Here is an 18,831-nt window from a genome sequence, read left to right as displayed (position 1 = left end):
AGGGCCGTGCGGTGCCGTTTTCGAGGGGCGTGCGGGCGCGCCGGACGCTCGAAACGGTCCGTCAGTAATTAGTAAAACGAAATATTTGAAATGAAAGAAACCGGGCCGCTGTGGTCGAGCGACCCGAATGCGGAGCGTCGCCGGGATCGCGGCCCTGTATTGCCGTGGCGTTACAGCATGCGCCGCAATACGTCGTTTTCTCGGTTCGAGTCGAAGAACCGGTGTTTCAGAGCGGCGAGGATATGCAGGACGACGAGCACAAGCAGCGTGTAGGCCAGCGTCTTGTGCAGCCACTGGAATGCCTCGAACCAGTGGTCGTTCTTCGGCAGCAACTCGGGCACGCGGAAAAAGAAGAACGGCACGCCGTCGCTCTGCGTATACGTGCTGGACATCGAATAACCCATCAGCGGCACGATGATCGCCAGCGCGTACAGCAGGTAGTGCCCGATCTTGGCGAGCTTCCGGTCCAGCTTCGGCAGGCTCGACGGCAGTGGCGGCAACGGCTTCATCGAGCGAATTGCCAGTTGCGTCAGGACCACCAGCAGCGTGAGCACGCCGAACTCCTTGTGGGTCGGGTAGTACCAGTCGAACTTGGCCGGCAGGTTGTCGTCGAGCCGGACCATGGTCCATCCGGTCCAGAGCTGCGCGCCGATCAGGATCGCCCTGACCCAGTGAAGCAGCCGAAGTGCGAGCGGATATTTCTCCACCGAGAATGCAATGGCCTGGTTTTCCATTTGACTTGTCTTCCTTTAAAACGAAACTGCGACAGGCGGGATGCCGATCGTCGACTTCGACGTCCCGCGGCGATCTTCGTCGAACCGAGGCCGGATCGCGGCGCACGAACCTTCGACGAAAAGTCCGTGCGCCCGGCTGTTCCGCGCGGTCAGGTGATCGATCGCGAATCCGCGCAGCACTCCTGCAGCGCCTCGCGCAGCGTCACCGCGATGAAGTCTGCCTCGTCCTGCTGCAGCGTCAACGGCGGCGACATCACGACCTTGTTGGCGATCGCCCGGACCAGCACGCCGCGCTTGCGCGCCGCATCCGCCACGCGCGCCGCGAACCCCTTGCCCGGATCGAGCGGCGTGCGGCTGGCCTTGTCGGTCACGAGATCGAGCGCCAGCATCAGCCCCTTGCCGCGGACATCGCCGACGGTCTCGAAGTCGGCTTTCAGCGGCAGCAGGTGCTCGAGCAGGCGCTGGCCCACCCGTGCCGCATTGCCCGGCAGATCCTCGGCCTCGACGATGTCGAGCACGGCGAGCGACGCGGCGCAGGCGAGCGGATGCCCGCTGTACGTATAGCCGTGCATGACCATGTGCGAGAAGCCCGCGCCATGTTCGATCGCGTCGGCGATCCGCCCGTTGTACAGCGTCGCGCCGAGCGGCACGTAGCCGGCGGAAATGCCCTTGGCGACGCACAGGATATCGGCGGCGACGCCCCAGCCGCGGCTGCCGAGCAAGCTGCCGGTGCGGCCGAAGCCGGTGACTACCTCGTCCGCGATCAGCAGGATGCCGTTGCGGTCGCATACGGCCCGCACGCGGGCCCAGTAATCGGCCGGCGGGACGATCAGGCCGCCGGCGCCCTGCACCGGTTCGGCGACGAACGCGGCAATGGTCTGCGGGCCGTGGAACGCAATCGTTTCCTCGAGCTGCCGGATGCAGTGCTCGACGAGTTGGTGCGGATCGTCGCAGTTCCACGGATTGCGATAGAGCCACGGCGTGTCGAGCAGCACGCAGCCGGGCAGCAGCGGGCCGTGATTGTAATGGTAGACACCGTTGCCGCCGATCGACGTGCCGCCCATGTGCACGCCGTGGTAGCCGTTGCGCAGCGACAGGAATTTCGTGCGCGACGGCTCGCCCGCGGCGACCCAGTACTGGCGCGCCATCTTGAGCGCGGTCTCGACCGCGTCGGAACCGCCGCTGCCGAACATCACCCGCTGCATGTCTTCCTGCGCGAACATCGCGCACAGGCGGTCGGCCAGGTCGTACACGCGCGGATGGGCGACGCCGTCGAAGGTCTGGTAGTAGGACAGCTCGTCCATCTGCCGGGCGATCGCGCTTTTCACTTCCGGCCGGTTGTGGCCGACGTTGACGTTCCACAGGCCGCCGACCCCGTCGAGCATGCGGTGGCCCTCGACGTCGTATACGTAGTTGCCGTCGCCGCGCTCGATGATCACGGTGGGGGTCGTATGGCCGGCGGCCGCCGAGCTCATCGGGTGCCAGAATCGCTTTTGTCGCTGTTGGTAGTCCATGGTAGTTCTCTCACGAAGTGCTTGAACACAGTGCGGCGCGACGTGCGCCGCGGGATTACAGGGCTGCGGTGATGATCTTTTCCTCGAGGTACGAATCGAGCGCGGCCTTCGACAGGTCGCGCCCGATCCCGCTTTGCTTGGTGCCGCCCCACGGCAGGCGCGCGTCGATCGGGCTCCATGCATTGATGGCGACGGCGCCGACGTCGAGCCGCTCGGCGACGCGGTGCGCGGTGCCGACGTCCTGCGTCCAGATCGACGCGGAGAGACCGAACGGCGTGTCGTTGGCGATGCGGACCGCCTCGTCCTCGGTCTCGAACGGCATGACCATGCCGACCGGGCCGAACACCTCGTCACGGGCGATCCGCATGCCCGGGTGGACGCCGCCCAGAATCGTCGGGCGCATGAAGCAGCCGCGCGGCGGCACCTGCTCGTCGCCGGCGAGCAGCACCGCGCCTTCGGCGAGCGCGCCGTCGACGAGCGCGCGGACGCGCGCGAGGTGGCGCGGGTTGATGAGCGCGCCCATCTGCACGCCGGGCTCCGATGGCGGGCCGACGCGCATCGCCCGGGCCGCGTCGGCAAGCCGCTCTTCGAGTGCGGGGGCGATCGAGCGGTGCGCGAGCACGCGCGAGCCGGCCGCGCACGTCTGCCCCTGGTTCGCGAACATGCCGGCCATCAGCGAAGGAATCGCACGGTCGAGATCGGCATCCGCGAACACGATCTGCGCGGCCTTTCCGCCGAGTTCGAGCGTGACGCGCTTGAAGGTCTTCGCTGCGACGCCTGCGATCGCGCGGCCGACTTCGGTGCTGCCCGTGAAGCTGATCTTGTTCACGAGCGGGTGCGCGACCAGCGCGGCGCCGACTTCCGCGCCCACGCCGTGGACGATGTTGACGACCCCCGCCGGTATGCCGGCTTCGCAGACGAGTTCGCCGAGCCGGGCGACGGCCAGCGGCGTGTCCTCCGACGGCTTGATGACCACCGGGCAGCCGGCCGCCAGCGCCGGCGCGAGCTTCCACACCGCGATCATCAACGGCGCGTTCCACGGGATGATCTGACCGGCGACGCCCACCGGCGCACGCCGCGTGTAGCTGAGGGTCGGGCGGCCCATGAAGCCGTCGGTCGGAATCGTGCGGCCCTCGAGCTTGTCGGCCCAGCCGGCGAAGTAGCGCAGCGTGTCGATGCACATCGGCAGGTCCATCATCCGCATCTCGGCAAGCGGGCGCCCTTGTTCGACGGCCAGGCATTCCGCCAGCCCGTCACGGTCGCGCTCGACCAGGTCCGCCAGCCGAAGCAGCCAGCGGGCCCGGGCCGGTCCGCCTGCACGGGCCCACGCGTCGCCGTGCAGCGCGGCGTGCGCGGCACGCACCGCGCGATCGACGTCTTCGGCGGTCGATGCGGGCACGGCGGCCACGTAGTCGCCGGTCGCCGGCGCCAGTTTTTCGAAGGTACGGCCGGCCGCTGCGTCGCAATGCCTGCCGTCGATCAGATTCTGAATTTTCATCATGGTGTTCCGTGTTTCCCAGGGGCGAATCGTCGGGCCGAACGGGTGAGGGCGATGGCAACTACCGCTGCCACCGTCAGGCTTCGACGTCGCATTCACTGTATGTCGATGAAAACGCGCGCCTTGTCCGCTATCGGCAATCGTTGCGGCGCGATCGGAATAGGGAATACCCGTGCCGGCGCGATGCATGGCGCGTCGCGCCGGCAGCGGGAAATGCGCGGGGCGTGAACAACGAGACGACGGTGCGGCGCGGCACCGTCCGGGCAGCGACTACTGGGCGGCGCGCCCGAGTTCGCGATACAGGTCGGGGTCGCTGCGCTTCAAGCGCAGCGCGGCGCGGATGCCGAGCGCGCCGACGGCGACGAGGAAATACGGAAACATCGCGACGAAGGTCGAATCCGATCCGCTCAGCACGGACAGGTTGCGCACGACCAGCACGAGGCACGCGCCGAGCGCGATCACGCTGATGAGCGGCGCGATCAGCCGATGCACGACGCCGGCGTCGCGGTGATCGCGCCCGAAGAACGCGATCACTGACGCCGCCACCAGGATCTGCACCGCGATGATGCCGATCGTGGCCAGTGCGCTCATCCACGAGAACACGACCGCGAACGGATCGAGGCGGAACGCGGCCGACCCGACGATGGCCGCGAGCGCGATCAGCGTCTGCACCTTGCCGGCGACGTCCGGGCAACGATGCACGGGGCACGTATGGCCGAGCTTGCGCCACAGCACGCGTTCACGGCCCATCGCATAGAAATAGCGCGTGATCGTGTTGTGGAACGACAGGATGGCCGCGAACAGGCTCGTGACGAGCAGCACGTTCATCGCGTCCGTCGCGATGCCGCCGAGCAGACGGCCGCTGACGGCAAACCACAGATTGGCCGGATCGTGGGCCGCCTGCGCGGCGATCTGGCCTTCGCCCCAGGCCTCGACGATCGCCCACGACGACAGCGCGTAGAACGCCATGATGAGAATTACGGCCAGGTAGGTCGCGCGCGGAATCGTGCGCTTCGGATCGCGCGCCTCCTCGGAGAAGATCGCCGTCGCCTCGAAGCCCATGTACGAGCCGAGCACGAACACGAGCGCGGTGCCGAGCCCGGGCGCGAACACCAGCGCGGGGCTGAACGGTTTCGCGCTGAAGCCGCCGGCGCTCGCGCCGTGCACGACGATCGCGAGATCGAGCAGCATCACGATCGCGATTTCGCCGATCATCAGCATGCCGAGCAGCCGGCCGCTGAACTCGATGCGCCGCGCGCCGCAGAAGTGGACCGCGACGACGCACGCGAGCGCGAACGCCCACCACGGCACGTCGACGCCGTAGTGCCGCTGGATGCTGTCGTTCAGGAAGAAGCCGAACATGCAGTAGATCGCGATCTGCACCGCGTTGTACGCGACGATTGCGACGAACGCGCCGCCCACGCCGGCGGGGCGTCCGAGCCCGTTCGCGATGTACGCGTAGAACGCGCCCGCATTGGAGATGTGCCGGCTCATCGCCGCATAGCCGATGCTGAAGATCAGGTACATGACGCCCGCCAGCACGAATACGCCGGGCACGCCGGGGCCGTTGCCGAGCGAGAATGCCGCGGGCGTCGCGCCGACCATCGCGGTGAGCGGCGCGGCCGCGGCGACGACGAAGAAGACGATGTGGGAGAGTCCGACGGCGTTCCTGCTGAGCCCCGCTTCGGACCGGGGTGACGATTCGTTCATGAGTGGTCCCGCTGGCCGGCTCGTCCGTCAGGAGTCGACACCGGCATGCCTGATCGATATCCCCGTGCCGCGGCCGATCCTGACGAGCCGGCAATCGATGCCGACCTTCGTCGACGACACGGGTATGCGCTTGGACGGCCGCTCGATGCGGTGCAGCGCGCATGCGAGCAGGGCCGACGACAAAATTTACGGTGCCGAAAAAACGGGCGTTGTCCGTAATCGGCAATCCGCATGCGCGGGGGCGGCAGGGGATTACCCGGATGCGACGCCGCCATGCGTCCGGGGGGGCTCAGCTCAGGCGCGGGGTGTGCGACGGCAACTCGTGGAAATGCTGGTGGTAGTACGCGGAGAAGCGTCCGAAGTGGCAAAAGCCGAATTGCGCTGCCGCGTCGCCGATCCGCATCGTGTCGGGCGTCGTCATCAGGAAGCGGCGCACGGCGTTCAGCCGGATCGAGCGCAGGTAGGCGGTCGGCGTGGTGCCGACCACGTTCTGGAAGCTGTATTGCAGCGTGCGGCGGCTGATTCGGAGGTGGTGACAGAGATCGATGACCGTCGGCACGTCGTCGCATTCCAGCGCGATTTCCTGGCTGCGGCGCACGATGTAGCTCTGCGTCGAGGCCGACGGCAGCGCGCCGGCATCCGGGTCGTCGGACTGCACGAGATCGAGCAGGATGCCGACGACACTGTGCGCGAGCACGCGTTCGTCGAACGCATCGCGCGCGGTGAGCGAGCCGCTGTCGAGCGCCTGGCAAAGCACGCGCTCGAGGCCGTCCAGTGCATTGCCGTAGCGTGCGGGCGAGATCGGGAGCACCGGCTGCTTCAGGATGCGTGCGGGCAGGTTCGCGAGTTCGTCCAGTTCGCGATCGGCCGTGAGCGTGCGGTCGATCGTGAAGGCGAGCACCTCGGTGTCGCACGGCAGATGGGCGACGAACTCCTCGCCGCCGCGCAGGGTCAGCAGGCTCGGGCGCTCGACGGCGCGCCCCTGGACCACGGGCGCGACCGCGCTGGCGATCGGCAGCGCGAAGCAGAGCCGGTCGCGCGGCGCGAGGCCGTGCTGCATCACGCGCTGGTTGATGCGTTCGCGAAAGACGTGGAAACGCTGGCCGGCGACCTGGCGCAGTGTGGTCGTCGCGGTGCCCGGACTGATCTGGTCGTAGTGCTGCGACCAGTTCACGATCGCCTGGGAATGGAGGAACACATCCGAGAAGCACAGTGTTTCAGCGTGCAGGTTCATGGCGTTGCTAATGCATTCCGTCTCAAATTCGATGCCGGCTGAGGCCGGTTCATGCTGTCCGCTGGATGGCTTCCGAAGGCGCCATGCAACGCGGCCAGGGCTGCCGACGATCATATGCAGAAAAAAAACACCGGGTGACGCGTTCGAAAACCCCGTTGGCGCGCGTCGAGCGAGCACGCCGCGAAAGGCGACGGTGCGTAACCGAACCGAAAGAAATCCGGGGGTACCGGGCGATATCGACACACGACCGTCGTTGGCGATCTGTTTTTATAAATCTCATTATAAGGGATTATATTTATTTTTGAGGTGGGGTATACATAGGGTGTCGCGAGATACCTTGCGATGAGGGCATAGTCGTCCGAGCGATCAAGGAATTTCATAATTATCTTACAATTCTGACGAATTTAGATCGACGGAATGGCCTGGTCGGCGCCCGGCGGCTTCTCTCGTGTTAACTGCCAATAAATCCCGAAATACGGGATTTGTATAATTGCCTCGCAACGCCTCGCTTGCTCGTGACGCATGTCCACATACCGGGAGCGGTCCATGTCCGAGTCACCCCCTGCCTTGTTGTATCGTCGGATCGCGCTGCGCGTGATTCCGTTTCTGTTCCTCTGCTACGTCGTCAATTTCATCGACCGCGTCAACATCGGGTTCGCCAAGCTGCAGTTCCTGCAGGACCTCGGCTTGAGCGAAGCCGTATTCGGCTCCGCGACGGCCATCTTCTTCATCAGTTACGCCGCATTCGAGGTGCCGAGCAATCTCGTGCTGGCGCGCATCGGCGCGCGCCGCACGCTGATGCGAATCATGGTGCTGTGGGGCCTTTGCACGGTGGCGCAGATGTTCGTGACCGGCAGCGTGTCACTGTACGTGGTGCGCTTTCTGCTCGGCGCCGCCGAGGCCGGCTTCTTTCCGGGCCTGATCCTGTACCTGTCGTACTGGTTTCCGGATACGGTGCGCGCCCGGGTCAACAGCGTGCTGCTGCTCGCCGTTCCCGTCGCCGGGATGATCGGCGGACCATTGTCCGGCTGGATCATGGCGCACCTGCAGGACGCGATGGGGTTACGCGGATGGCAGTGGCTGTTTCTGATCGAGGGATTGCCGGCCATCGCGCTCGGGCTGGTCGCGCCGCTGATGCTGAGCGACCGGCCGGAACAGGCGGCATGGCTGTCGCCTGCGGACCGGCAGGCGCTCTTGCGCGATCTGGACGCGGAGCGGGCCTCGGCCGTGGTCGGCCATGGCCGGGTCGGCGTGCTCGACATCGTTCGCAACGGTCGCGTGCTCGGGTTTGCGGCGATCTATTTCTGCGTCTACGTCGGGATGGGTACGGTGACGTTCTGGTCGCCCACGGTGCTGAAATCGGCCGGGGTGGCGAGCGTCACCGGAATCGGTTGGTTGTCCGGACTGATTTCCGTATTCACGATGATCGGCAACGTGGCGATCGCATGGAGTTCCGACCAATACGGCGAGCGCCGGTGGCATACCGTGGTCTGCATGCTCGTCACCGCGTGCAGTCTGCTGCTCCTGCGCTTCTCGGTCGGCCATGTGTGGATCACCGTGACCTTGCTGGCGATCGCGCAGCTGTGCGCGTTCACCGTGCCGATCGTTTTCTGGACGATTCCGGCTGCCCAACTGACGGGCCGGGCGGCAGCGGCGGGCATCGCGGTGATCAGCATGCTGGGTTCGCTCGGCGGCGCGTTCAGTTCGTGGCTGGTCGGCGTCCTGTTCGCGCGTACCGGCGCGCCGTATGCCGGGCTCGCGGTGGTTGCGGGGCTGCTGGTGGTCGGCTCGGTGCTGGTGACGCGCCTGGTGCCGCGCACGCTGCCGCCGCGCCGTAGGGCCAGCGAACGGGCAGCGTTGCAAGGCGCTGAATAGCGCGTTGCCGGGACCCGTGCGCGGTCAATCCGGATCGGGATCGGCTTTCAGCCCGCCCTCGATCCAGCGCGCTTCGGACGCGCGAAGATGCGCGCGGATGGCCGTCTGGGCCGCGATCGGGTCGCCGGCCTGCAGCGCGAGCAGCACGTCCTCGTGCTCGCGCACGGCGGCGGTCCAGGTCTGAGGATTTTCCGCGTGGCCGCGCATCGCGGTCGCGATCGGATCGTGGCGGCTGTCGAACAGCTCGCCGACGAAGCGCGTGAGCACCGAATTGCCGGCGGCTTCCGCGATCAGCATGTGGAACTGCCGGTCGGCTTCGACGGGGGACTTGCCGGCCTCCGCTAGCCGCTTCATGCGCTGCACCGTGCGGCGCAGGCGGTCGAGCATCGCGGCCGTCATCCGCGCGGCGGCCAGCGCGGCCACGCTGCCTTCGACGGCCGCGCGGGCCTGCATCAATTCCGACGGACTGTCGCCGAGCGTGACCATCGTGCCGACGTCGTCGGCCGCCGTGTCGCGCACATAGACACCGGAGCCCATCCGGATTTCGATCTGCCCGCCGATTTCGAGCGCGATCAGCGCCTCGCGCAGCGACGGGCGCGATACGCCGAGCGTCAGCGCCAGCTCGCGCTCGGGCGGCAGGCGCTCGCCGATCGCGAATTCGCCCTGACGAATCAACGCGACGATCTGGGCCGCGACCGATTGGTAAAGCCGCTTGGGTTCTGTCGATTTCATCCGATTGATAGGGATCAATGCGCTTTGGGCGCAAGCGCGTGTCGCGGAGTCTATCACGCCCATCACATCGCCCCTTGCGGCGGCGGGTTCGTCCGGATGTCCGGGTTTTCACTATTGGTAAGATCGGATGCGAATAGTTAAATTGGCTTGACCAAAATTGGTTTGATTGCTGTAATTCATCCAAATTGGACTGACCAAGCGAAGCCGAGGTCGATCCGCCCCAAAGGAGACGCAATGGCAATGCCTCGCAATCTGCCTGGTGAGACCGCGCAGGACGAAGCGGACCGGGAGATCCTGCGCCTGGAAGGGATTCGCAAGCGTTTCCCGGGCGTCCTCGCGCTCGACGGGATTCGCCTCGACCTGCGCCGCGGCGAGGTGCATGCGGTGTGCGGCGAAAACGGCGCGGGAAAGTCCACGCTGATGAAGATCATCAGCGGCCAGTACCTGCCCGACGAGGGCGCCGTCCACTATCGCGGCGCGCCGGTGCAGTTTCGTTCGGCTTCCGAAGCGCAGGCGGCGGGCATCGCGATCATTCACCAGGAACTCAATCTCGTCCCGCACCTGAGCGTGGCGGAGAACCTGTTCCTCGCGCGCGAGCCGCGGCGCGGGCCGTTCGTCGATACGAAACGCATGAACGCGGATGCGGCGCGCTGCATCGCGCGAATCGGCCTGAATGTCGCGCCGACGACGAAGGTCGGCGTGCTGTCCATCGCGCAGCAGCAGATGGTCGAGATCGCGAAGGCGCTGTCGCACGACGCGCGCGTGCTGATCATGGACGAGCCCACGTCGTCGCTGACGGAAGCCGAAACGGTGCAGCTGTTTCGCATCATCGAGGAACTGCGCGCCGACGGCGCGGCGATCCTGTACATCTCGCACCGGCTCGACGAAATGGCGCAGATCGTCGATCGCGTGACGGTGCTGCGCGACGGGCGCCACATCTCGACGGACGATTTCGCCGACGTGAGCATCGACGACATCGTCGCGCGCATGGTCGGTCGGACGCTCGACGACGCGTACCCGTCGCGGCAATCGGTGCCGACGGACGACGTGCTGCTCGACGTGCGGGAACTGCGCCGCGACGGCGTGTTCGGGCCGGTGTCGTTCGCGCTGCGCCGCGGCGAGATCCTCGGTTTCGCAGGATTGATGGGCGCCGGCCGCACCGAGATCGCACGCGCGATCTTCGGCGCGGATCGCCCCGACGGCGGCACGATCGCGCTGCACGGCCGCCCCGTGACGATCCGCTCGCCGCGCGAGGCGATCCGGCACGGCATCGCGTATCTGTCGGAAGACCGCAAGAAGGAGGGGCTCGCGCTGCCGATGCCCGTCGCGGCGAACCTCACGCTCGCGAACGTGCGCGGCATCGCATCGCGCTTCGGATTCCTGCGCTTCGACGACGAACTCGACGTGGCGCGCCGCTACGTGCAGGACCTCGCGATCCGCACGCCGTCCGTGCACCAGCGCGTGCGCAACCTGTCCGGCGGCAACCAGCAGAAGGTCGTCATCGGCAAATGGCTCTATCGCGGCTCGAAGATCCTGTTCTTCGACGAGCCGACGCGCGGCATCGACGTCGGCGCGAAATTCGCGATCTACGGGCTGATGGACCGGCTCGCTGCCGACGGCGTCGGCGTGGTGCTGATCAGTTCGGAGCTGCCGGAACTGCTCGGCATGACCGACCGGATCGCCGTTTTTCACGAAGGTCGCTTGACCGCATTTCTCGACACCCAACACACCAGTCAGGAGGAGATCATGCATTACGCGTCGGGGCGTTCCCATGCTTGAAATGACATCCGATCGCAGCCAGGCCGACGAGCGGGCGGCGCGACAGCGCCGGCGCGACCTGATCCAGAAGTTCGCGGCGCTGGGCAGTCTCGTCGTGCTCGTGTTCGCGTTCTCGATATCGAGCGCGGCGTTCTTCTCGGTCGACAACCTGATGACCGTCGGCCTGCAGGTCACGTCGATCGCCTATCTGGGCGTGGCCGCGACCTGCGTGATCATCACCGGCGGCATCGACCTGTCGGTCGGCTCGGTGCTCGCGCTGGCCGGCGTGTGCGCCGCGCTGCTGGTCAAGGCGGGCGTGCCGGTGCCTGCCGCGATGGCGGCCGGCATCCTGGTCGGCGCGCTGTGCGGGCTCGTCAACGGTATCTGCGTGACGCAGATGGGCCTGCCGCCGTTCATCGCGACGCTGGGCATGATGCTCGTCGCGCGCGGCATCGCGCTGCAGATCACGGGCGCCCGGCCGGTATCGGATCTCGGCGACGCGTTCGGCGCGCTCGGCAACGGCGCGCTGCTTCGGATCTCGCGCATCGGCGCGGACGGGTTCCCCGACACGACCTTTCCCGGCATCCCGTATCCGGTCGTGATCATGGTCGTGCTGTTCGTCGTGGTGTCCGTGCTGCTGTCGAGAACGTCGCTCGGCCGCCATATCTACGCGGTCGGGTCGAACGCGGAAGCCGCCCGGCTGTCGGGCGTGAACGTCCAGGGCGTGAAGCTGTTCACCTACGTGCTGTCCGGCGCGCTCGCGGGCGTGACCGGCTGCGTGCTGATGTCGCGGCTCGTCACCGGGCAGCCGAACGAAGGCGTCATGTACGAACTCGACGCGATCGCCAGCTCGGTCATCGGCGGCACGTCGCTGATGGGCGGCGTCGGGACGATTTCGGGCACGGCGATCGGCGCATTCGTGATCGGCGTGCTGCGCAACGGCCTGAACATGAACGGCGTGTCGAGCTTCATCCAGCAGATCATCATCGGCGTCGTGATCCTGGGCACGGTCTGGATCGACCAGTTGCGCAATCGCCGGCCCTGACCGGCATGAAGCAGTCCCTACCAACGAGAAGCGGAGCGAGACATGAACAAATCCATCCTGCTGGCGGCCTCGGCGTGCCTGTTCGCGGCCTGCAGCAGCGGCGCGTATGCGGCGGGCGGCGAGATCGCCGTGATCGTCAAGACGGTCAATTCGAACTACTGGCAGAACGTGCAGAAAGGCGCGAAGGCCGCGCTCGACGGCGCCAAGGGCTACACGATGACGTTCCAGGGGCCGGCGGCCGAGTCGGACATCAGCGGCCAGGTCAACATGGTCGACAACGCAGTCACGCGTCATGTGGCGGGCATCGTGCTCGCGCCGTCCGATCCCGATGCGCTGGTTCCCGCGATCAAGAAGGCGTGGGAAGCGCACATTCCCGTCGTGCTGATCGACTCGGCCATCTCGGATGCCGGCAAGCCGTATTACCAGTCGTTCCTGTCGACCGACAACGAGAAGGCGGGTGAGTTGTGCGCAAAGGCGCTGATCGACCGCGTCGGGCAGTCCGGCAAGATCGCGATCATGTCGTACGTGCCGGGCGCGGGGTCCGAGGTCAGCCGCGTCGGCGGGTTCCGCAAGTACATCGCGAGTCATTCGAAGCTGCAGGTCGTCGGCCCGTACTACTCGCAATCGCAAATGGCGACCGCGCTGAACCAGACGACCGACGTGCTGTCGGCGAACCCGGACCTGAAGGCGATCTTCGGTGCGAACGAGCCGACCGCGGTGGGGATGGGGCGCGCGCTGAAGCAGTCGGGCAAGGCGGGCAAGGTGGTGGCGATCGGTTTCGACGGCAACGAGGACCTGCAGGGTTTCGTGCGCGACGGCACCGTGCAGGCGATCGCCGTCCAGGGCTCGTGGCAGATGGGGAACCAGGGCGTGCGTACGGCGCTTAACGTCATCGAGCGCAAGCCCGCACCGAAGCTGATCGATACCGGCGTCGTGATGGTCGACAAGCAGAACCTCGATTCGGAGGCGGCGAAGAACGTCCTGTACTGAGCGGCCGCGCCTGCCGCCCGCGCGCGGGCGGCGACCGGCGGCCGTGCCTTTTTTCAGCATCCAGCCACGACTCATGAACGCAAACGATACGCGCACATTGCCGCGCAGCGGGCTGACGGTGTCCGCGCTCGGTCTCGGCTGCTCTCAGCTCGGCGGCCTTTATCGCCCGATGGCGGCCGCCGATGCCGCGTCGCTCGTCGACGCCGCGTGGGCCGCCGGCCTGCGCTATTTCGACACCGCGCCCTATTACGGCTACACGTTGTCCGAGCGGCGCGTGGGGGCGGGGCTCGCCTCGCGCGAGCGCCGCGCCTTCACGCTCAGCACGAAGGTCGGGCGGCTGATGCGTGCAGACGCGAGCGTGCGTCCGGGCGACGACGGCTGGGCCGAGCCGCTGCCGTTCCGGCCGTTCTACGATTACAGCTACGACGGCATCATGCGTTCGCACGACGATAGCCAGCAACGGCTCGGGCTCGCGCGGATCGACATGCTGTACGTGCACGACATCGGCGCGATGACGCATGGCGATCGTCACGCCCATTACTGGGAACAGTTGACGCGCGGCGGCGGGTTTCGCGCGCTGGATGCGCTGCGCGCGGGCGGCGAGATCGGTGCGTTCGGTCTCGGTGTGAACGAATGGGAGGTCGCCGCCGATGCGCTGAATGAAGCGGCGCTCGATGCGGTGCTGCTGGCCGGCCGCTATACGCTGCTCGAACAGGCGGCGCTCGAACCGCTGCTCGACGCGTGTACCCGTGAAGGGACGGCTGTCGTGATCGGCGGCGTGTTCAACTCCGGCCTGCTCGCCGGCAACGGCAAGTTCAACTATGCCGACGCAAGCGCCGACGTGATCGACAAGGCGGCACGGCTCGGCGCGCTGTGCAACCGCTTCGACGTGCCGCTGCCGGCCGCTGCGTTGCAGTTCCCGTTCGGCCATCCGGCCGTCGTGTCGTGCGTGATCGGCGCGCGCAGCGTGGCCCAGTTGCAGCAGAACATCGCATGGTTCGAGCGGCCCGCGCCGGCAGGGCTATGGGATGCGCTGCGCGACGAAGGTCTGATCGATGCGCACGCGCCGGTTCCGGGAGCGCGCGCATGACGCCGCGCATCGACGCCCATCAGCACTACTGGCGAATCGCCGCGCGGGCCGGCTGCTGGCCGCCGGCCGAACTCGATGCGATTCACCGGGATTTCGGCCCCGCCGATCTGGCGCCGTTGCTCGACGCCGCGCGCATCGATACCACCGTCATCGTGCAGTCGCTGCCGAGCGAAGCCGACACGCGCTTTCTGCTCGATCTCGCGGCTGAAACGCCGACCGTCGGCGCGGTGGTCGGCTGGGTCGACCTGAAGGCCGACGACGCGCCGGCGCGAATCGCGGCGTTTGCGTCTGCGCCGAAGGCGCGCGGTTTGCGACCGATGCTGCAGGACCTGCCCGACGATGCGTGGATCGACGACGCGCGGCTGGATCGTGCGGTCGCTGCGATGCTCGAGCACGGGCTGCGTTTCGATGCACTGGTGATGCCGCGCCATCTCGATGCGCTGCTTGCGTTCGCGCGACGCCATCCGGATCTGCCGATCGTGATCGACCACGGTGCGAAGCCGTTCATCGAGCGCAGCGAGTGGCAGCCGTGGCTGTCGTCGATGAGCCGGCTCGCGAGCCTGCCGAACCTTCATTGCAAACTGTCCGGCCTCTGGACGGAGGCCGGGCCGACGGCGGGCCCGGATGCCGTGCGAGCGCGCACGCGGCCCTATGTCCACGCGCTGGCCGAGCTGTTCGGGCCGGCGCGCCTGATGTGGGGCAGCGACTGGCCGGTGCTGCGGCTGGCGTCGGCATGCGGCGGCTACGGCGAATGGCTGGCCGCGTGCGAGGACGATTGCGCGCAGTTGCTCGGCTCCGCGGCGCTGGCCGACCTTTTTGGCGGCAACGCGCGCCGCTTCTACCGGATCGACACCGCACGCCACGACGAATGAACCAGAACGAAAGGAACCCGACATGCTCAGCGTGATTTGCGAATCCCCCGGCGTGCTGCGCGTGCAGCATCGCGACCCGCCCGTGCGCGGCAGCGGCGAAGTGCTGTTGCGCGTGCAGCGCGTCGGCATCTGCGGCACTGACCTGCACATCTTCACCGGCAACCAGCCGTACCTCGAATATCCGCGCGTGATGGGCCACGAGCTTTCCGCGGTCGTCGTCGAGGCGGAACCCGAGTCGGGGCTCGGCGCCGGCGACGCGGTGTACGTGATGCCGTACCTGTCGTGCGGACACTGTGTCGCATGCCGTCACGGCAACACGAACTGCTGCGTGAACATCAAGGTGCTCGGCGTGCATCGCGACGGCGCGCTGGCCGAATACCTCAGCGTGCCCGCACGGTTCGTGCACAAGGCCGACGGCATTTCGCTCGACCAGGCCGCGATGCTGGAATTTCTCGCGATCGGCGCGCATGCGGTGCGGCGCGCGGACATCCGCGCCGGGCAGCGGGCGCTGGTCGTCGGCGCCGGGCCGATCGGGATGGCCGCGATGATCTTCGCGAAGCTGCGCGGCGCCGACGTCACGTGTCTCGACACGCGCGCGGATCGCCTGGCGTTCTGCCGGCAGCATCTGGCGGTCGATGCGACAGTGGAGGTGGGCGCGGACGACGCGGCGCGTCTCGCGGCGTTGACGAACGGCGAGTACTTCGATGCGGTGTTCGACGCGACGGGCAACCTCGATGCGATGAATCGCGGCTTCGAGTTCGTCGCGCACGGCGGCAAGTACACGTTGATCTCGATCGTGCGCGGGCACGTCGCGTTTTCGGATCCCGAATTCCACAAGCGGGAAACCACGCTGCTCGCGAGCCGCAATGCCACGGCCGAGGATTTCGCGACGGTGCTCGACGCAATGCGCGCGGGGCGCATTCCGGACCGCGCGCTGAATACGCACCGGATGCGGCTCGACGAGGTGCCGGATGCGCTGCCGCGTTTGCTCGATGCGGGGCAGACCGTCGTGAAGGCGCTCGTCGAATGCTGATCGATCGAATCCGGCACGCGGAGCGCACGCGATGACGCCGCCGATCCTGCAGTTCGGCACGAGCCGCTTCCTGCTGGCGCACGTCGACCTGTTCGTTTCCCAGGCACTGGACGAAGGCCACGCGGTCGGCGGTATCGGCATCGTCCAGACGACGGGAAACCCGGCCAGTCGCGCCCGAATCGACGCGCTGCGCGCATCCGGCCGCTATCCGGTCCGGATCCGCGGGCGCGACGGCGGCATCGTCGTCGACGAAGTCATCGAGTGCCGCGCCGTGCATCGCGCGTGGGATGCCGAGCGCGACTGGGCCGAGATCCGCCGTGCCGCGATCGAGACGGCGCGCGTCATCGTGTCCAACACCGGCGACGCAGGCTATCGCGTCGATCCGCACGACACCGCGGGCCTGCCGGATCAGCCGGGGCAGGTACCGCGCGGCTTTCCGGCGAAGCTGCTCGTGCTGCTCCATGCGCGCTGGCAGGCACGGCCCGACGATGGCGTGTCCATCCTGCCGTGCGAACTGGTGACGAACAACGGCGACACGCTGCGCGAGATCGTGCTGGATCTCGCGTGCCGGTGGCGGCTGCCCGACACGTTCGCCGACTATCTGCGCAACCGGTGCGTGTGGGTCAATTCGCTCGTCGACCGCATCGTGTCCGAGCCGCTTCACCCGGTCGGCGCGATCGCGGAGCCCTACGCGCTATGGGCCGTCGAACGGCGTGCCGGCATGACGCTGCCGTGCCGGCACGCGCAGATCGTCGTCACCGACGATTTGCGCAGCCACGAGCGCCTGAAGCTGTTCTTCCTCAACCTCGGGCACAGCTGGCTCGCCGAGCAGTGGCTCGGGGCGGGGCGCGCCGCATCGGAGACGGTGCTGGACGCGATGAACGATGCGCGGCTGCGCGACGGTCTCGAAGCGGTATGGCGCGAAGAAGTCGCGCCGGTATTCGTGGCACTGGGCTTGCGCGAGACGGCCGAACGCTACGTCGACAGCGTGCGCGAACGCTTTCTCAATCCGTTTCTAGCGCATCGCATCGCCGATATCGCGGTCAACCATCGCGAGAAGGTCGCGCGGCGGATAGAGCCGTTGCTCGCGCTCGCGGATTCGCTGGCGCTGCCGGCCGAACAACCGCGGTTACGGCAACTTGTCGCCCGCTATGACCCGGCGGCCGGTGAACCGGCGGTCGTCGCAACGACAGGAAGAGGTGCATCGTGACGCAACCGGCAATCGTGATTCTTCACGGCGACGACAATGTCGCCGTCGCACTCGACGCGCTGGCGCCCGACGTGCCGATCGACGTGCACGGCGCGCCATTGCGGCTGGCGGCCGCGGTGCCGGCAGGCCACAAGATCGCCACGGCGCCGATCGCGCGCGGCGACGCGATCGTCAAATGCGGCCAGCCGATCGGCATCGCGCTGCGCGACATCGCCGCGGGCGAGCACGTTCACGTGCACAACGTCGGGATGCCCGAGCGGCACGCGCACGACGGCGGGCCGGCCGGCGGCGCGAGCGACGAACGCACGGATCGCAGCGATTCCTTCGACGGATTCGTGCGGCCCGACGGCCGCGTGGGGACCCGCAACTACATCGGCGTGATCGCGAGCGTCAACTGTTCGGCGAGCGTCTGTCATGCCATCGCCGATGCATACCGGCACGGCGCGCTCGATGCGTTTGGTTATGTCGACGGCGTCGTCGCGATCACTCATCAGAGCGGCTGCGGCATGTCGACGACCGGCGACGCGATCGAACTGCTGCGGCGCACGCTCGTCGGCTATGCGCGCAACCCGAATTTCGCCGGCGTGCTGCTCGTCGGCCTCGGTTGCGAGGTCAACCAGGTCGGCACGCTCGCGCAACGGCTCGACGCGGCAGCGCCCGGCACCGTGCGCACGCTGGTGATCCAGGACGAGGGCGGCGTGCGCGACACCGTGGCCAAGGGCGTGTCGATCGTGCGCGAGTTGCTGGAGATGGCCGACGGCGCGCGGCGCAGTGCCGTGCCGGCATCGCGGCTGACGGTCGGCCTGCAATGCGGCGGGTCCGACGGCTACTCGGGCATCACCGCGAATCCGGCGCTCGGCGCGGCCGTCGACCTGCTGGTCCGCAACGGCGGCACGGCGATTCTGTCGGAGACCCCGGAGATCTACGGCGCCGAGCATCTGCTGATCGCGCGGGCGGCCTCGCGCGACGTGGCCGAGCGCCTGCTCGGCAGGTTGCGGTGGTGGGAGCACTACGTCGCCGACAACGGCGGCGAAATGAACAACAACCCGTCTCCGGGCAATATCGCCGGCGGCATCACCACGATTCTGGAGAAGTCGCTCGGCGCGGTATCGAAGGGCGGCCGCTCGACGCTGCGCGCGGTCTACGACTATGCGGAGCCGGTGGGGCAGTCGGGGCTCGTTTTCATGGATACGCCCGGGTACGACCCGGTGTCGGCGACCGGGCAGATCGCCGGCGGCGCGAATCTCGTGTGCTTCACGACGGGCCGCGGCTCGGTGTTCGGCTCGAAGCCGGTGCCGACGATCAAGATCGCGACGACGAGCGGCCTGTTCGAGCGGATGCAATCGGACATGGATTTCGACAGCGGCGGGATCGTCGCCGGTTCGCTCACGGTCGATGAAGCGGGCGCGCGGTTGTTCCGGCTGATGCTCGACGTCGCATCCGGACGAAAATCCCGAAGCGAGGACAACGGTATCGGCGAACGCGAATTCGTGCCGTGGCTGCGCGGCGCGATCATGTGACGCGCAAGGCGGCGTG

At 67.4% G+C, this 18,831-nt stretch carries 15 protein-coding genes; 9 read left to right on the top strand and 6 right to left on the bottom strand.

Annotated elements, in window-relative coordinates:
- Nucleotides 1–170: 170 nt before the first annotated feature.
- The 5 genes from DIE03_RS28770 to DIE03_RS28750 all read right to left on the bottom strand — a co-directional run bounded on the left by DIE03_RS28770 (nt 171) and on the right by DIE03_RS28750 (nt 6,690).
- Nucleotides 171–734, bottom strand: coding sequence for a cytochrome b (locus tag DIE03_RS28770; protein WP_124455642.1), 564 nt, complete (start codon nt 732–734; stop codon nt 171–173).
- A 149-nt stretch (nt 735–883) separates the two neighbouring features.
- Nucleotides 884–2,248 carry an aspartate aminotransferase family protein gene (locus DIE03_RS28765; protein ID WP_124455641.1) on the bottom strand — a complete coding sequence of 455 codons (1,365 nt, stop codon included), beginning with the start codon at nt 2,246–2,248 and terminating at the stop codon, nt 884–886.
- A gap of 55 nt (nt 2,249–2,303) precedes the next feature.
- Nucleotides 2,304–3,749, bottom strand: coding sequence for an aldehyde dehydrogenase (locus DIE03_RS28760; RefSeq protein ID WP_124455640.1), 1,446 nt, complete (start codon nt 3,747–3,749; stop codon nt 2,304–2,306).
- Between the two features lie 267 nt (nt 3,750–4,016).
- Nucleotides 4,017–5,456 (bottom strand): APC family permease, encoded by a 1,440-nt coding sequence (locus DIE03_RS28755; RefSeq protein ID WP_124455639.1) that lies wholly within the window; start codon nt 5,454–5,456, stop codon nt 4,017–4,019.
- 289 nt (nt 5,457–5,745) lie between these two features.
- Nucleotides 5,746–6,690 (bottom strand): helix-turn-helix domain-containing protein, encoded by a 945-nt coding sequence (locus DIE03_RS28750; protein ID WP_124455638.1) that lies wholly within the window; start codon nt 6,688–6,690, stop codon nt 5,746–5,748.
- A 546-nt stretch (nt 6,691–7,236) separates the two neighbouring features.
- Here DIE03_RS28750 and DIE03_RS28745 point away from each other — a divergent pair.
- Nucleotides 7,237–8,565: an MFS transporter gene (locus tag DIE03_RS28745; protein ID WP_124455637.1), complete on the top strand. Its 1,329-nt coding sequence runs from the start codon at nt 7,237–7,239 to the stop codon at nt 8,563–8,565.
- Nucleotides 8,566–8,589: 24 nt separating this feature from the next.
- On the opposite strand, the gene DIE03_RS28740 is transcribed toward DIE03_RS28745, so the two are convergent.
- Nucleotides 8,590–9,297, bottom strand: coding sequence for a FadR/GntR family transcriptional regulator (locus DIE03_RS28740; protein ID WP_124455636.1), 708 nt, complete (start codon nt 9,295–9,297; stop codon nt 8,590–8,592).
- Nucleotides 9,298–9,531: 234 nt separating this feature from the next.
- Here DIE03_RS28740 and DIE03_RS28735 point away from each other — a divergent pair, with 234 nt between their 5' ends.
- The 8 genes from DIE03_RS28735 to DIE03_RS28700 all read left to right on the top strand — a co-directional run bounded on the left by DIE03_RS28735 (nt 9,532) and on the right by DIE03_RS28700 (nt 18,815).
- Nucleotides 9,532–11,076 carry a sugar ABC transporter ATP-binding protein gene (locus tag DIE03_RS28735; protein ID WP_124455635.1) on the top strand — a complete coding sequence of 515 codons (1,545 nt, stop codon included), beginning with the start codon at nt 9,532–9,534 and terminating at the stop codon, nt 11,074–11,076.
- On the top strand, nt 11,069–12,100 hold the full coding sequence (locus DIE03_RS28730) for an ABC transporter permease (protein ID WP_011549867.1): 1,032 nt from the start codon (nt 11,069–11,071) through the stop codon (nt 12,098–12,100). Before DIE03_RS28735 ends, DIE03_RS28730 begins: the two co-directional genes overlap by 8 nt.
- Before the next feature lie 42 nt (nt 12,101–12,142).
- Entirely contained in the window at nt 12,143–13,090 is a 948-nt protein-coding gene (locus DIE03_RS28725) for an ABC transporter substrate-binding protein (protein ID WP_124455634.1), read from the top strand.
- A 73-nt stretch (nt 13,091–13,163) separates the two neighbouring features.
- The gene (locus DIE03_RS28720) at nt 13,164–14,180 is read left to right on the top strand and encodes an aldo/keto reductase (protein ID WP_124455633.1); all 1,017 of its coding nucleotides are present in this window, start codon (nt 13,164–13,166) and stop codon (nt 14,178–14,180) included.
- Nucleotides 14,177–15,052 carry an amidohydrolase gene (locus DIE03_RS28715; RefSeq protein ID WP_124455632.1) on the top strand — a complete coding sequence of 292 codons (876 nt, stop codon included), beginning with the start codon at nt 14,177–14,179 and terminating at the stop codon, nt 15,050–15,052. The genes DIE03_RS28720 and DIE03_RS28715 overlap by 4 nt, the downstream gene beginning before the upstream one ends.
- Before the next feature lie 22 nt (nt 15,053–15,074).
- The gene (locus DIE03_RS28710) at nt 15,075–16,085 is read left to right on the top strand and encodes a zinc-binding alcohol dehydrogenase family protein (RefSeq protein WP_124455631.1); all 1,011 of its coding nucleotides are present in this window, start codon (nt 15,075–15,077) and stop codon (nt 16,083–16,085) included.
- Between the two features lie 31 nt (nt 16,086–16,116).
- Nucleotides 16,117–17,295: a mannitol dehydrogenase family protein gene (locus tag DIE03_RS28705; protein ID WP_124455630.1), complete on the top strand. Its 1,179-nt coding sequence runs from the start codon at nt 16,117–16,119 to the stop codon at nt 17,293–17,295.
- On the top strand, nt 17,292–18,815 hold the full coding sequence (locus DIE03_RS28700; protein ID WP_124455629.1) for a UxaA family hydrolase: 1,524 nt from the start codon (nt 17,292–17,294) through the stop codon (nt 18,813–18,815). Before DIE03_RS28705 ends, DIE03_RS28700 begins: the two co-directional genes overlap by 4 nt.
- Nucleotides 18,816–18,831: the final 16 nt, after the last annotated feature.

Origin of the sequence: Burkholderia sp. Bp8992 (assembly GCF_003853705.1) — a bacterium.
Classification (GTDB): domain Bacteria; phylum Pseudomonadota; class Gammaproteobacteria; order Burkholderiales; family Burkholderiaceae; genus Burkholderia.
This window is presented reverse-complemented; position numbering and strand designations above follow the sequence as displayed.